This window comes from Streptomyces sp. NPDC040410, from assembly GCF_055595715.1.
The window spans coordinates 64,922-79,167 of the sequence record NZ_JBVIVK010000013.1 but is presented as its reverse complement, the minus strand read 5'-3'; the positions used below and the strand labels follow the sequence as shown (position 1 = coordinate 79,167).

At 71.7% G+C, this 14,246-nt stretch carries 12 protein-coding genes; 9 read left to right on the top strand and 3 right to left on the bottom strand.

Features of this window, described 5'->3' with window-relative positions; translation table 11 throughout:
* Positions 1-30 precede the first annotated feature (30 nt).
* From ACZ562_RS24935 to nudC, 3 genes are all read left to right on the top strand, one after another.
* Complete coding sequence (locus ACZ562_RS24935) at positions 31-3,570, top strand: UvrD-helicase domain-containing protein (protein WP_471183068.1); 3,540 nt, start codon at positions 31-33, stop codon at positions 3,568-3,570.
* Positions 3,571-3,580: 10 nt separating this feature from the next.
* Positions 3,581-4,984 (top strand): dipeptidase, encoded by a 1,404-nt coding sequence (locus ACZ562_RS24930; protein WP_471183066.1) that lies wholly within the window; start codon positions 3,581-3,583, stop codon positions 4,982-4,984.
* 153 nt (positions 4,985-5,137) lie between these two features.
* Complete coding sequence (gene nudC / locus ACZ562_RS24925; protein ID WP_471183064.1) at positions 5,138-6,082, top strand: NAD(+) diphosphatase; 945 nt, start codon at positions 5,138-5,140, stop codon at positions 6,080-6,082.
* A 393-nt stretch (positions 6,083-6,475) separates the two neighbouring features.
* Here nudC and ACZ562_RS24920 read toward each other — a convergent pair whose 3' ends face one another.
* The gene (locus ACZ562_RS24920; protein ID WP_471183061.1) at positions 6,476-6,733 is read right to left on the bottom strand and encodes a mycoredoxin; all 258 of its coding nucleotides are present in this window, start codon (positions 6,731-6,733) and stop codon (positions 6,476-6,478) included.
* Between the two features lie 182 nt (positions 6,734-6,915).
* Between ACZ562_RS24920 and ACZ562_RS24915 the strand changes: the two genes are divergently transcribed.
* The 5 genes from ACZ562_RS24915 (at position 6,916) to ACZ562_RS24895 (ending at position 10,809) form a co-directional block, all read left to right on the top strand.
* Positions 6,916-9,111, top strand: coding sequence for an ATP-dependent DNA helicase UvrD2 (locus ACZ562_RS24915; RefSeq protein ID WP_471183059.1), 2,196 nt, complete (start codon positions 6,916-6,918; stop codon positions 9,109-9,111).
* Positions 9,112-9,275: 164 nt separating this feature from the next.
* Positions 9,276-9,599, top strand: coding sequence for a hypothetical protein (locus ACZ562_RS24910; RefSeq protein WP_471183057.1), 324 nt, complete (start codon positions 9,276-9,278; stop codon positions 9,597-9,599).
* A 175-nt stretch (positions 9,600-9,774) separates the two neighbouring features.
* Positions 9,775-10,143 (top strand): WhiB family transcriptional regulator, encoded by a 369-nt coding sequence (locus ACZ562_RS24905; RefSeq protein ID WP_005480495.1) that lies wholly within the window; start codon positions 9,775-9,777, stop codon positions 10,141-10,143.
* Positions 10,140-10,463 carry a hypothetical protein gene (locus ACZ562_RS24900; protein WP_471183053.1) on the top strand — a complete coding sequence of 108 codons (324 nt, stop codon included), beginning with the start codon at positions 10,140-10,142 and terminating at the stop codon, positions 10,461-10,463. Before ACZ562_RS24905 ends, ACZ562_RS24900 begins: the two co-directional genes overlap by 4 nt.
* A gap of 136 nt (positions 10,464-10,599) precedes the next feature.
* Positions 10,600-10,809: a hypothetical protein gene (locus ACZ562_RS24895; RefSeq protein ID WP_471183050.1), complete on the top strand. Its 210-nt coding sequence runs from the start codon at positions 10,600-10,602 to the stop codon at positions 10,807-10,809.
* 13 nt (positions 10,810-10,822) lie between these two features.
* Here ACZ562_RS24895 and ACZ562_RS24890 read toward each other — a convergent pair whose 3' ends face one another.
* Both ACZ562_RS24890 and ACZ562_RS24885 read right to left on the bottom strand, forming a co-directional pair.
* Positions 10,823-12,172 (bottom strand): ABC1 kinase family protein, encoded by a 1,350-nt coding sequence (locus ACZ562_RS24890; protein WP_471183048.1) that lies wholly within the window; start codon positions 12,170-12,172, stop codon positions 10,823-10,825.
* Positions 12,165-13,382 (bottom strand): TOMM precursor leader peptide-binding protein, encoded by a 1,218-nt coding sequence (locus ACZ562_RS24885; RefSeq protein ID WP_471183046.1) that lies wholly within the window; start codon positions 13,380-13,382, stop codon positions 12,165-12,167. Before ACZ562_RS24885 ends, ACZ562_RS24890 begins: the two co-directional genes overlap by 8 nt.
* Positions 13,383-13,611: 229 nt before the next feature.
* Here ACZ562_RS24885 and ACZ562_RS24880 point away from each other — a divergent pair, with 229 nt between their 5' ends.
* Positions 13,612-14,208 carry a M48 metallopeptidase family protein gene (locus ACZ562_RS24880; protein WP_471183044.1) on the top strand — a complete coding sequence of 199 codons (597 nt, stop codon included), beginning with the start codon at positions 13,612-13,614 and terminating at the stop codon, positions 14,206-14,208.
* Positions 14,209-14,246 lie beyond the last annotated feature (38 nt).

The window sequence follows — 14,246 nt, the reverse complement described above, 5'->3', positions numbered from 1 at the left end:
CTGTCAGTGGCCGCCGCTAGCCTCTGCGACATGCCCGCCCGTATCACTGATCCCGATCAGCTCAAGGAGCTCCTCGGCATCCCGTTCACCCCGGAGCAGACGGCCTGCATCACCGCGCCGCCCGCCCCGCAGGTGATCGTGGCCGGAGCCGGCTCGGGCAAGACGACGGTGATGGCGGCGCGCGTGGTCTGGCTGGTCGGCACCGGCCAGGTCGCCCCCGAGCAGGTGCTCGGCCTCACCTTCACCAACAAGGCCGCCGGCGAGCTCGCCGAGCGCGTCCGCAAAGCGCTCATCAGGGCGGGCGTCACGGATCCCGACGCCGTCGACCCGGCCAACCCGCCGGGCGAGCCGGTGATCTCCACGTACCACGCGTTCGCGGGCCGCCTCCTGACCGACCACGGCCTGCGCATCGGACTCGAACCGGCGGCCCGCCTGCTCGCCGACGCCACCCGCTACCAGCTCGCCGCACGCGTGCTGCGCGAAGCGCCCGGGCCGTACCCGGCCCTGACCCGCTCCTTCGCCGACCTGGTCAGCGACCTCCTGGCCCTCGACGCCGAACTCTCCGAACACCTCGTACGGCCCGAGGACCTGCGCGCCCACGACGCCGGGCTGCTGCGCGACCTGGAGGGCGCCCGACTCACCAACGCGGATCTGCGCAAGGTCCCCGAGACGGCCGCGGCGCGCCGTGAACTCGCCGACCTCGTGGTCCGCTACCGAGCCGCCAAGCGCGAGCGCGACCTGCTCGACTTCGGCGACCAGATCGCCTTCTCGGCACAGCTCGCGGGGATCCCCGACGTGGGCCGCATCCTGCGCGACGAGTTCCGTGTGGTGCTGCTCGACGAGTACCAGGACACGTCGGTTGCCCAGCGCATCCTCCTGGCGGGCCTGTTCGGCGGGGGCACGGGCCACCCCGTGACCGCCGTCGGCGACCCCTGCCAGGCGATCTACGGCTGGCGTGGCGCCTCCGTCGCCAACCTGGACGACTTCCCCGAGCACTTCGCCCACCGTGACGGCCGGCCCGCCACCCGCCAGGCGCTCAGCGAGAACCGCCGCAGCGGCGGCCGCCTCCTCGACCTGGCCAACGGCCTCGCGGAGCCGCTGCGCGCCATGCACGCGGGCGTGGAGGCCCTCTGCCCGGCCCCGGGCGCCGAACGCGACGGCATGGTCCGGTGCGCCCTGACGCCCACCCACGCCGAGGAGATCGACTGGATCGCCGACTCCATCGCCCACCTCGTGAACACCGGCAAGGCACCCGGAGAGATCGCCGTTCTGTGCCGGACGGCGACCGACTTCGCGGAGATCCAGGCCGCGCTCGTCGCCCGGGACGTCCCCGTCGAGGTCGTGGGCCTGTCCGGACTGCTGCACCTGCCTGAGGTGGCCGACCTCGTCGCCGTCTGCGAGGTCCTTCAGGACCCGGGTGCCAATGCCTCCCTGGTCCGTCTGCTGACCGGCCCACGTTGGCGCATCGGCCCCCGCGACCTTGCCCTCCTCGGGCGCCGCGCCCGGCTACTCGTGTCCCACGCGCGCGTGGGCGCCGACGACGACCCGGACCGCCGGCTCGCCGAGGCCGTCCAAGGGATCGACCCGTCCGAGGTGATATCGCTCGCGGACGCCCTCGACACGTTCCTGGAGACACCGTTCGACGGCGACGGGGGCGACGACGGGCTGCCCTTCTCGCCGGACGCGCGTGTGCGGTTCGCCCGCCTGGCCGCCGAACTGCGCGACCTGCGCCGCTCACTCGCCGACCCCCTGATGGACGTCCTGCACCGTGTGCTGGCCGTCACCGGCCTGGAAGTGGAACTGTCCGCGTCCCCGCACGCCCTGGCCGCGCGCCGCCGTGAGACCCTGTCGAACTTCCTGGACATCGCGGCATCGTTCGCCGCGGGCGACGGCGAGGCGACCCTGCTGGCCTTCCTCGGCTTCCTGCGCACCGCCGCCCGGTACGAGAAGGGCCTCGACAACGCCCTCCCCGGCGGCGAGAACACCGTGAAGGTGCTCACCGCGCACAAGTCCAAGGGACTGGAGTGGGACGTCGTGGCCGTCCCCGGCCTGGTCACGGGCACCTTCCCCAGCACCCAGGGGCGCGAGAAGTGGACGGCCCAGGGCAAGGTGCTGCCGCACGAGCTGCGCGGCGACGCGGACACCCTTCCCGACGTGGCGTCCTGGGACTCCCGCGGTCTGAAGGCCTTTCACGAGGCCATGAAGGAGCACCAGCACACCGAGGAACTCCGCCTCGGCTACGTCACCTTCACCCGCCCCCGCTCCCTGCTCCTCGGCTCGGGCCACTGGTGGGGCCCCACCCAGAAGAAGCCCCGCGGCCCGTCCGACTTCCTCCAGGCCCTCCACGACCACTGCGTGGACGGCCACGGCGAGATCGAGGCCTGGGCCGACGAACCCGCCGAGGACGAGCAGAACCCGTCCCTGCGCCAGGAGACCGCCGACCAGGTGTGGCCCCTGCCCCTGGACGAGGCGGCTCTGGTCCGGCGCCGGGCGGCCGCCGAGACCGTCCTCGCCCACCTGGAGCACCTCGCCACCCCCACCGACGCTCACCCCGCGGCCACGCGTGAGCGGGACACGTACGGCGCCCCGGACCGGCCCCCGCCACCGGAGGACGACGACGCCTTCTATCCGGACGACGACGAGGCCCCCTACGACGGGGTGGACGCTTTCGCCGAGGCTCCCGCCGCCGCCCCCGCCGACGAAGACCCCGCCGGCTGGGACACCTGGACCACGGACCGCCCCACCGTCCCGCACCAAGCGGCATCCCCGGACGCCCCCGGACATCCCGGTGTGCCCCGGGGCGTGCGCCCCCACCCCGCACCACCCGAGCGGCCACCCCTCACTCCCGAGGAAGCCCGCACCGTCGCCTCCTGGGACCGCGACCTCGACGCCCTCACCGGAGAGCTCGTGCGCGCGCGGCAGAGCGTCACCGACGTACCCCTGCCGACGTCGCTGACCGCGTCCCAGATCCTGCGCCTGGCCGCCGACCCGGACGCCTTCGCGCAGGAACTGGCCCGCCCCATGCCCCGCCCGCCGCAGCCCGCCGCGCGCCGCGGCACCCGTTTCCACGCCTGGGTCGAAGCCCGCTTCGAAGAGCTGACGCTGCCCATGCTGGAGCCGGAAGAGCTGCCGGGGAGCGAGGCCGAGATCGCCGACGAGCGCGATCTGGAAGCCCTCAAGGAGGCCTTCGAGCGCACCGAGTACGCCCGCCGCACGCCCTACCGTGTCGAGGCCCCCTTCCAGCTGACCGTCGCCGGCCGCGTCGTACGGGGCCGCATCGACGCCGTCTACAAGGAAGGCGAAGGCGACGCGGCGACGTACGAGATCGTCGACTGGAAGACCAGCCGTGCCCGCACCGCCGACCCGCTCCAGCTCGCCCTGTACCGGCTCGCCTGGGCCGAGCAGCAGGGCGTGCCCCTGGAGTCGGTCTCGGCCGCCTTCCTGTACGTGCGCGGCGGTGAGGTCGTACGGCCCGCGAACCTGCCCGGCCGGGCCGCGCTGGAGCGGCTGCTGCTGGAGGAGCCGTCGTGTGACGAACCGCCCAATCAGGATGTCGGTGCGGGCCGATAGGCTCGTGACCATGAGCCAGACCCCGGACAGCGCCGTCCGTACGTACATCGAGCGGCACCACGATGCCTTCCTCGCGGACCTCGCCGACTGGCTGCGCATCCCGTCCGTGTCGGCCCAGCCCGACCACGCGCCCGATGTACGCCGCAGCGCCGACTGGCTCGCCGCACAGCTCAAGGAGGCCGGCTTCCCCACGGCCGAGGTCTGGGAGACCCCGGGCGCGCCGGCCGTGTTCGCCGAGTGGCCCTCCGAGGAGCCCGGCGCACCCACCGTCCTCGTCTACGGCCACCACGACGTGCAGCCCGCAGCCCGCGGGGACGGCTGGGACAGCGAGCCCTTCGAGCCCGTCGTCCGCGACAGCCGCCTCTACGCGCGCGGGGCGGCCGACGACAAGGGGCAGGTGTTCTTCCACACACTCGGCGTCCGCGCCCACCTCGCCGCCACCGGCCGCACCACCCCGGCCGTGAACCTCAAGCTGCTCGTCGAGGGCGAGGAGGAGTCCGGTTCCCCGCACTTCCGGGCACTCGTCGAGGAGCACGCCCACCGGCTCACCGCCGACGCCGTGATCGTCTCCGACACCGGCATGTGGTCCGAGGACACCCCCACCGTGTGCACCGGCATGCGCGGCCTCGCCGAATGCGAGATCCGGCTGCACGGCCCCGACCAGGACATCCACTCCGGCTCCTTCGGCGGCGCCGTACCCAATCCGGCCACGGCCGCCGCCCGCCTCGTCGCCGCCCTGCACGACGAGCACGCGCGTGTGGCCGTCCCCGGCTTCTACGACGGCATCGTCGAGCTCACCGACCGCGAGCGCGAGCTCTTCGCCGAGCTGCCCTTCGACGAGCAGCGGTGGCTGCGCACGGCCAAGTCGTACGCCACCCTCGGGGAGGCCGGACACACCACCCTGGAGCGCATCTGGGCGCGGCCGACCGCCGAGGTCAACGGCATCGGCGGCGGGTACCAGGGCCCCGGCAGCAAGACGATCATCCCGTCCTCCGCCATGCTGAAGCTCTCCTTCCGGCTGGTCGCCGGCCAGGACCCCGACCATGTCGAGCAAGCCGTCCGTGCCTGGGCCGCGGCACTGGTTCCCGCCGGAATCCGCCACGAGGTCACGTTCGGCTCGGCCACGCGCCCGTGCCTGACGCCGCTGGACCACCCGGCCCTGCAGTCCGTCGTCCGCGCCATGGGCCGCGCCTTCGAGAAACCCGTCCGCTTCACGCGCGAGGGCGGCTCGGGACCCGCGGCAGACCTTCAGGAGGTCCTCGGCGCGCCCGTGCTCTTCCTGGGCATCTCCGTCCCGTCCGACGGCTGGCACGCGCCGAACGAGAAGGTCGAGCTCGACCTGCTCCTCAAGGGTGCCGAGACCACCGCGTACCTGTGGGGCGACCTGGCGGAGAACTGGCGCCATGCGCCCTGAACGTCCCGCACCCTCCGGACCGGCATCACCCGCGGGGCACACTGGAAGGGCCGCCTTCGCACCCGAGCCCACCGGACCCGGTCCCCTCCTGCCGTACGTCTCGCTGAACCGCCGCCCGAAACAACCGTTCCACCGGGGGAGTTGGAAGCACCCGTGACCACCTGGACCGACCACACCGCAGACCGGCCCATCTCGCTCACCGCCCCGAGCGGCATCGACCGGGCCGCCCACCACCGGCTCGACGAGGCCTGGCTCGCGGCGGCATGGAGCCACCCCACGACCCGCTGCTTCGTGGTCTCCGGCGGCCAGGTCCTCATCGACGAGACGCCCGACGGACGCACCGAACTCGTCATGACCCCCTCCTTCGAAGCCCCCCTCACCGAGGCACACCGCTACTTCCTGGGCACCGACGAGGACGGCGTCAGCTACTTCGCCCTCCAGAAGGACGCCTTGCCCGGCCGCATCGACCAGTCCGCGCGCCCGGCGGGCCTGCGCGAGGCCGGTCTGCTGCTGTCGCCGCGCGACGCGGGCCTGATGGTGCACGCGGTGGGCCTGGAGAACTGGCAGCGCACGCACCGCTTCTGCTCCCGCTGCGGCGAGCGCACGGTCATCGCCGCGGCCGGCCACATCCGCCGCTGCCCCGCCTGCGGCGGCGAGCACTACCCCCGCACCGATCCCGCCGTGATCATGGCCGTCACCGACGAGGACGACCGCATCCTCCTCGGCCGCCAGGTCCACTGGCCCGAAGGACGTTTCTCGACGCTCGCCGGTTTCGTCGAGCCCGGCGAGTCCATCGAGCAGTCCGTGCGCCGCGAGGTCTTCGAGGAGGCCGGCATCACCGTCGGCCGGGTCGAGTACATCGCCAGTCAGCCCTGGCCCTTCCCTTCCAGCCTCATGCTGGGCTTCCTGGCCCGCGCCACCTCGACCGAGATCGACGTCGACGGCGACGAGATCCACGAGGCCCGCTGGTTCTCCCGCGACGAACTGGGCGCCGCCTTCGAGTCCGGCGAGGTCCTGCCGCCGTACGGCATCTCGATCGCGGCCCGCCTGATCGAGCTCTGGTACGGCAAGCCGCTTCCGACGCGCAGCGCCGTGTGAGGCATCACCGGCCCCTGCCGACCGCGAGGGGCCGACAGGGGCCGGCGCAGGGGCGCCGGAAGCCCTTGTGGCCACGCGAAACGCGTCGCCGTCCAGTCGCGGCGCAGGCATTCGGCCTCAAACGGCCTTCTCCCCCTCGGGGAGAGCGAGGTGTGCCAAAGCTTCCACAGCTGTGCGCCCACGGCTTCCCCCTCACGTCGACAGCCCATGTCGCGGTCGACGCTGCTGGCTCGGGCGGCAAGGTCAAGATCGTCGGCTGTCCAGAACGGGAAAGCCGCCCCACTCAGCGCCCCGACGGGTGTAGGCGACGGGCCTTCTTCTGTCGATGGAGCCCCAGGGCAGACAAAACCCCCGACCAGCGGCAGGCCGGTCGGGGGTTGTGCGCAGCGGGAGTCAGGCGCCGAGCGCCTGCTTCACCTGGGCAAGGCTGGGGTTCGTCATCACGACCTCAGCGCCACCGCCGGAGGGAACTACGTGGACTGTCGGAACCGTCTGGTTTCCGCCATTCGCCTTCTCCACGAACGCCGCGGAATCCGGGTCCTGCTCGATGTTGATCTCGTTGTACGTGATGCCCTCGCGGTCCAGCTGGCTCTTCAGCCGGCGGCAGTAGCCGCACCACGTGGTGCTGTACATCGTCACAGTGCCCGGCATGTCTCTCGTGCTCCTTCGGCGGCTCGGGGATTGCGGTCGCAGGGGAGGAACGTACTTGAAAGGTCCACCATTCCCGTACGGGGCAACTGCACGACGTGACGCCTGCCGCATCAGTACGACTGCGAGTGGCTGCCTGTGGACAACCGGCTCAACCGTCTCCGACGACCTGGCAGCATGGCCGTGTGACAGCAGCAACGCACTCCACGCTCTTCCCGCAGGTACCGGACTCGGCCGACGCGGTGCTCGAAGGGCTCGACCCCGAGCAGCGCGAGGTGGCCACCGCCCTGCGCGGTCCGGTGTGCGTACTGGCGGGCGCCGGCACGGGCAAGACCCGGGCGATCACCCACCGCATCGCGTACGGGGTGCGGGCAGGCATCCTCCAGCCCTCCAGTGTGCTGGCCGTCACCTTCACCAACCGTGCCGCCGGAGAGATGCGGGGCCGCCTGCGTCAGCTGGGCGCCGCCGGTGTCCAGGCCCGCACGTTCCACTCGGCCGCCCTGCGCCAGCTCCAGTACTTCTGGCCGAAAGCTGTCGGCGGCTCCATGCCACGCCTCGCCGACCGCAAGATCCAGCTCGTCGCGGACGCGGCCGCCGCCTGCCGCATCCGCCTCGACCGGGGCGAGCTGCGGGACGTCACCGGCGAGATCGAATGGTCCAAGGTCACTCAGACCGTCCCCGCCGACTACCCGCTCGCGGCCGCCAAGGCCGGCCGCGAGGTCCCCCGTGACCCGGCCGAGATCTCCCAGCTCTACTCCGCCTACGAGGACATCAAGCGGGACCGCGCCGTCATCGACTTCGAGGACGTCCTGCTGCTGACCGTGGCCGTCCTCCAGGACCGGCACGATGTCGCCGAACAGGTCCGCTCCCAGTACCAGCACTTCGTGGTCGACGAGTACCAGGACGTCAGCCCCCTCCAGCAGCGCCTGCTGGAGCTGTGGCTCGGCGAACGGGACAACCTGTGCGTGGTCGGCGACGCCAGCCAGACCATCTACTCGTTCACGGGAGCAACTCCCGACCACCTGCTCGACTTCCGTACCCGCCATCCCGGTGCCACCGTGGTCAAGCTCGTCCGCGACTACCGTTCCACCCCTCAGGTCGTCCACCTCGCCAACGGCCTGCTCGCCCAGGCCCGCGGCCGCGCCGCCGACCACCGCCTCGAACTGGTCTCCCAGCGTGCCTCTGGCCCCGAGCCCGTCTACACCGAGTACGCCGACGAACCCGCCGAGGCCGAGGGCGCCGCCCACCGCATCCGCGAGCTCCTCGACGCCGGCGTCCCGGCGAGCGAGATCGCCATCCTGTTCCGCACGAACTCGCAGTCCGAGACCTATGAGCAGGCCCTGGCCGACGCAGGGGTGCCCTATCAGCTGCGCGGCGCCGAGCGGTTCTTCGACCGTCCCGAGGTGCGCAAGGCGGGCATCGCCCTGCGCGGCGCGGCCCGGTTCGGCGGTAACGACTCCCTGCTCGACGACGCCGTCGACCTGCCCTCCCAGGTGCGCGCCGTGCTGTCGGGGGAGGGCTGGACCACCCAACCCCCGGCCGGTTCCGGAGCCGTCAGAGAGCGCTGGGAGTCGCTGGCCGCGCTGGTGAACCTCGCGCAGGACTTCGCCACCGCGAAACCCGGCGCCACCCTGAGCGACCTCGTCGCGGAGCTCGACGAACGAGCCAACGCCCAGCACGCCCCGACCGTCCAGGGCGTCACCCTCGCCTCCCTGCACTCGGCGAAGGGCCTGGAATGGGACGCCGTCTTCCTGGTCGGTGTCGCCGAGGGCATGATGCCGATCACCTACGCAAAGACCGACGAGCAGATCGAGGAGGAGCGCCGCCTCCTGTATGTCGGGGTGACCCGTGCCCGAGAGCGTCTCCATGTCTCCTGGGCCCTGTCGCGCTCACCCGGGGGGCGTGCGAGCCGCCGCCCCAGCCGCTTTCTCGACGGACTGCGCCCCGGCTCGACCGCTGCGGTCGGCCGCTCTGTGGCGGGCGGTTCCGGAGGTGTCGAGCGCGGCTTCACCAGCCGGCCGGGCGGCACCCCGCGCCGGACTCAGCGCACGCCGGCCCGCTGTCGGGTGTGCGGGCGCACGCTCACCGACGCCGGTGACATGAAGCTGATGCGCTGTGAGGACTGCCCCTCGGACATGGACGAGGGCCTGTACGAGCGGCTGCGCGAGTGGCGCGCGGTCCAGGCGCGGCACAGCGGACAGCCCGCCTTCTGCGTCTTCACCGACAAGACGCTGATGGCGATCGCCGAGGCAGCCCCCGACGACGAGGGGGAGTTGGCGCGCATCCCCGGGGTCGGTGTGCGCAAGCTCAACCGGTACGGGGCGGATGTCCTGGCCATCTGTGCCGGTCAGGACCTCGGGGAAGAGGAAAACGGGGACTGATGCGAACTCGTCGAAAAAATAGTTTGCGCATGCCCCAGCGATCCCCATAGGTTCTTAGGCACGGGAACGGAGGCCTTCTCGAAGGCCTCGATTCCGTGCTGTACTTGCATATCCGTCGGACTGGCTCGCCCGGTCCCCCGAGACGCCGAGAGGAGGCGATTGAAGTGATCAGCATCAACAGCAGCTCCGTCAGCACCGCCAAAATGACCGATCGCTCGGTCGTCTCCGCGTGCATGCTCGGCGTTTCGAACCTGGGCACCGGTCTGTCCGGCATTCCTGCCGTGCGTCCGGCGTCCGCCGTGTCTCTGGCGGGTCTTCCCGTCCGTGAGCGCAGTGAGCGACCGACCAAGGCACTGGAAGCAGTAGCGGCACAGGCGCGGACCTATGCCTTTACGGCGGCCGGTGCCGGAGCCCGGAAGCAGACGACGCAGCACCACCACCTGATGTGGGCCTTCCGTGGGCCAGAACCCTGGAGTGATCCAGCCTGATCGCCGATCAGGCCGGCGCCTTCAGGGCCGCGGAACCCCATCCGGGATCCGCGGCCCTTCTGTTTTCCCCGAGCGGGGACGACGGAGCGAAGGCGCCTCGGGACAAGAGAAAAACCCGGTACCAGCCGCCCCCCGGCCCAACAGGGCCGGAACGACCAGACGAGGAAGACGAACCGTGCAACTCGAAGCGCACGCCCCGTCCGTACCGCCTTCCGAAACGATCCCCCCGCCCGGCCTCACGGAGGACTCCACCTTGACCCCGCTCACGGCGCTCACCGCGCTCGACGACGCCATCGAGAACCTCGGTGTACCCGTCCCCTGCCGTTCCTACGACCCGGAGGTCTTCTTCGCCGAGTCGCCGGCCGACGTCGAGTACGCCAAGTCCCTCTGCCGCACCTGCCCGCTGATGGAGGCCTGCCTCGCCGGTGCCAAGGAGCGGCGTGAGCCCTGGGGCGTCTGGGGTGGCGAGCTGTTCGTCCAGGGTGTCGTCGTCGCCCGGAAGCGGCCGCGTGGCCGCCCGCGCAAGAACCCGGTCACGGCATGAACATCGCAGGAACGATCGACAGCCCCCTCACGAACGACCCCAAGAAGCAGGCCCCGATGAAGCCGTCCACCCAGGAGCCCGCAGGCTCCGCACTCGAAGACGTCACCGCCAGCGGCGCGATCGACTCGCGTCAGAACAGGACCCGAGAGATGCAACTCATCCCAGAAGCCCTGGCTCGTGCGCATATGCACGACCGACTGCATGAGGCCGAGCAGGAACGCCGGGCCATGCGCCTGGTTACTGCCCGCCGGATGCAGCGCAGGGCGGAGCGCGCCTCGCTGCGTGCCCGCCGCGCGCTCGCCATGGCGGTCATGCAGTAATCGACCACACCGAAATCGGTGGCCTCCCGGCCGGGGAGGCAGGAGCTCACCCCGTGGGGGCCGGTCCGTGTGAACGGACCGGCCCCCACGGGCGTTGTGCCCGCCGATCCGCAGGCCCCGGGGTTATCGTCACGGGGTGACGAGTCTTTCCGGAGGCAGTGACAACGGCGGCTCCGCTGCGCGGCCCCGGCCCCTCGTGTGCTCCCGCTGCGGCACCCGGGCCGAGGCACCGCAGCCCACCTGGTCCTGCTCCGTGGAGAACGGTGTCCGCCACTACTTCTGCGACACCTGCTCCCGGGAGAACCTCAGGGCGATCGAGGGGCGGCTGGACTCGGCCTGGTGGTAGCGCGGCGCCCGGCTCACGCTTCCGCCGCCTCCTCCGCCTCCAGGACGAACCCCGGCAGCCACTCCTCCAGTTCCTCGCGCAGACGCACCGTCGAGCCCAGCTGGCACAGCACGCCGATTGTGCTCAACGTCACCCTGTGTATGAGCAGGTAGGCCGGCGGCAGGTTGAGCTGCTTGCCCAGCTGGTGCGCGGGCGAACGGGGGTCGGCGATGCGGGCCGCCTGGCCGCGCATCCAGCCGCGGGTGAAGGTGAACTCGTCGGCCTCGGCCGGTTCGATGATCGGCAGGAGGTAGTCGAGCACGGCGTCGGGGTTCAGCTCGATCGAGTCCTTGACGAAGCCCTCCGTGCACAGCAGTTCGTAGACGGCGTCCGCTTCGCCGTCGAGGGTCATGCGCAGGGACGTGCCGATGGGTGTCGGCAGGCCGCCCGGGAGGCGGTCGACCGTGCCGAAGTCCAGGACTCCCAGGCGCCAGTCGCCGTCAGGGTCGCCGGGCAGGAGACGGAAGTTGCCGGGGTGCGGATCGGCGTGCAGCAGACCGGTGCGTGCCGGGCCGGAGAAGAGGAAGCGGGCCAGGAGCTGGCCGGCGCGGTCGCGCTGCTCCTGGGATCCGTCGGTGATCACCTCCGACAGCGGGGTGCCGTCGATCCACTCCGTGACCAGGATCTGGTCGCACTGGTGGACCACATCGGGGACGACGACGTCCGGGTCGTCCGCGAACTCCTCGGCATGGGTCCGTTGGGCCTGTGCCTCCAAGCCGTAGTCCAGCTCCTCCGAGACCCGGTCGCGCAGCTCCGCGATCAGGGGCTTGATGTCCATGCCGGGGATGAGGGGCCCCAACAGGCGGGCGAAACGACTCAATTGGTTCAGGTCGGACAGAAGGGCCTCACCGGCTCCCGGATACTGCACCTTGACCGCCACCTCGCGGCCGTCGTGCCACACCGCTCGGTGCACCTGTCCGATCGACGCGGCCGCGGACGGCTTGTCCTCGAACTCGAGGAACAGGTCCTGCCAGTCCGCTCCGAGCCGCTCCCGCAGCACCGTGTGCACCGTACGCGTCGGCATCGGCGGCGCGGCCTCCTGCAGCTTCGTCAGCGCCGCCCGGTAGGGGCCGGCGACCTCCTCGGGAAGCGCGGACTCGAAGACGGACATTGCCTGGCCGAACTTCATCGCGCCGCCCTTGAGCTCGCCGAGCACCTTGAACAACTGCTCCGCCGTGCGCTGTTGGAGCTCGCGACCGACGATCTCCGCGGACTCGCCCACGATTCTCTTGCCGAGACCCCAGGTGGCCCGCCCGGCGAATCCGAGCGGGAGTGCGGCGAGCTTGGCGGTCCGGGTGACCGCCTTCCGGGGAAGATCAGACATGCGCCCTCCAAGTCCCAGCCAACCGTGCCGCGTCTGTATGAGGACGTAACCTCGTCGACGGCCGTTTCACCGCCATTGTCTCGTGCGACCCCCCGTCCTCGGAGGAGTGTTCCCCCTTAGCTTCCTCCGCTGCTCCACACGGGCACGAAGGATGGGCCCGGACCGGCCGCGCAGTCCAGTGAAGAGACGGCAGGGAGACCTCCCAGCGCGCGCCCGCACTCGACGGGACGCGGCCGTCCAGGAAGGCGAGCGCGTGGGCGGCCGCGAGTCCCGCGACCGTCGTCGCCAACGCCAGGTCGCAGGGCGGCCCCACCTGCCGGGCCTTGCCGGAGCGCCACTGTGCGACCAGACGGGGCCAGACGGGATCCCGGTCGGTGCGGCCCTCGTGCAGACAGCCCGCGCAGCCCGTCTCACCGGGCAGGACGAGTGGACCCACGACACCGGTCGCCTCCACGACGCCGGCGTAGAGATGGGGTGTGCCGGAAGCGACGAGGGAGTCCGCGGCGGCGGGGGCGGGCGCGTGCACTGCGACGTCGTCCCGCGCAGCGAGGATCACCAGGGACAGGCCCGGGTCGTCGTCCTCGGCCGGTGCCCGGGAGTCGCGGCGTGGCGGACGGTCCGGTGCCGCCCGGCGCACGGCCCGCCGGGCGGCTTCGTCCCTGCGGTCGCCGACGGACTCGGCGGGCAGCCCGCCCGGAGCGACGTCCCAGGGCTCGACGCGGCCGCAGTCGCGTACCTCTACCTCGCCCACCCCCGCGCCCGACAGCAGCGCGGCCAGTACCGCGCCCACCCGGCCGGCGCCTCTCACCTGTACACGCAGTGAGCGGCGAGCGGCCAGGAGTCTGAGCGCGTCGCCCGGTTCCGACGTCGTCAGGGACAGCGAGGCCAGATCGGGGCGCAGCCGGTCGAGGACCTCCTTCCTCACACGCAGGGCGTCGGCGGCCGGGCCGCCGCCCCGCGCGTCGTCGAGGAGGCCGGCGCGCGCCAGTCGCTCGACGAGCCCGTCGACTTGGCCGTCGGGCAGGTCCATCCGCCTGCCCTCCTCCCGCAGAAGCTCCGGCCCGCGGGTGCCGTTGAGCAGGTCGAGGAAACTGCCGGTCGCCGTGTCCATCGGACCGAGCGTCATCGCGTGTGCCGGGGTCATCCCGAACTGCACCGTATTGAGATCGCGCCAGCCGCGCCTGAGCGCGGGCTTCACCATCGGAACCATCGCATGCATGACAGGCCCCCGTAGCCCTCGTAGAACATCCCCGTCTGCCGGTGGAGATCGGTCGCAGCTCCGCCGGCCACAGCCAGCATGCCCGCCCGTGCCGCCGGACGCCGAAAGTTGTCCACAACGTGCCAGGATTCGTCGTACGAATCAGACGCATGATGGGGGATCGGAACCGAACCGTCCCGGAGTCGGGACTTCCCGCCTGTGCAGCGGGTAACGTCGGGGCGTGCCCGCCGATCCACTGCAAAGCGCCGGAACACCACAGCGCAGCACGACGAGCCAGCCGCCGAGCGGCTCGGGGGCGAGCGCGATCGAGGTCCGCAGAAGCGCCCGTCGACGCCGGACGGTCTCCGCGTACCGCGAGGGCGATCGCACCGTCGTGCTCATCCCTGCCCGGATGTCCGAGGCGGAGGAGCAGCGCTGGGTGAGCGTCATGCTCGACAAACTGGCCGCCCAGGAGAGCAAGCGGGTCCTCGGGGACGCGGAGCTGGCGGAGCGCGCCGAGCGGCTTTCGGCGCAGTATTTCGACGGCCGGGCCCGCCCCGCCTCGGTGCGCTGGGTCACCAACCAGAACACGCGCTGGGGTTCGTGCACACCCTCCGAGGGCAGCATCCGCCTGTCGCACCGGCTGCAGGGCATGCCCGAATACGTCGTCGACTACGTCCTCCTTCACGAACTCGCACACCTGCTCGTGCCCGGACACGGGCCTCGTTTCTGGCGGCTTCTGGATGCCTATCCGCGGACGGAGCGGGCCCGCGGCTACCTCGAAGGAGTGGTCGCGGCCGACCGGCTGCCCCATCTGCCGGGCACCCGGGGCGAGTGACGGCCCCGAGCGGCGCTCTCGGACGCGGATTGTGTACC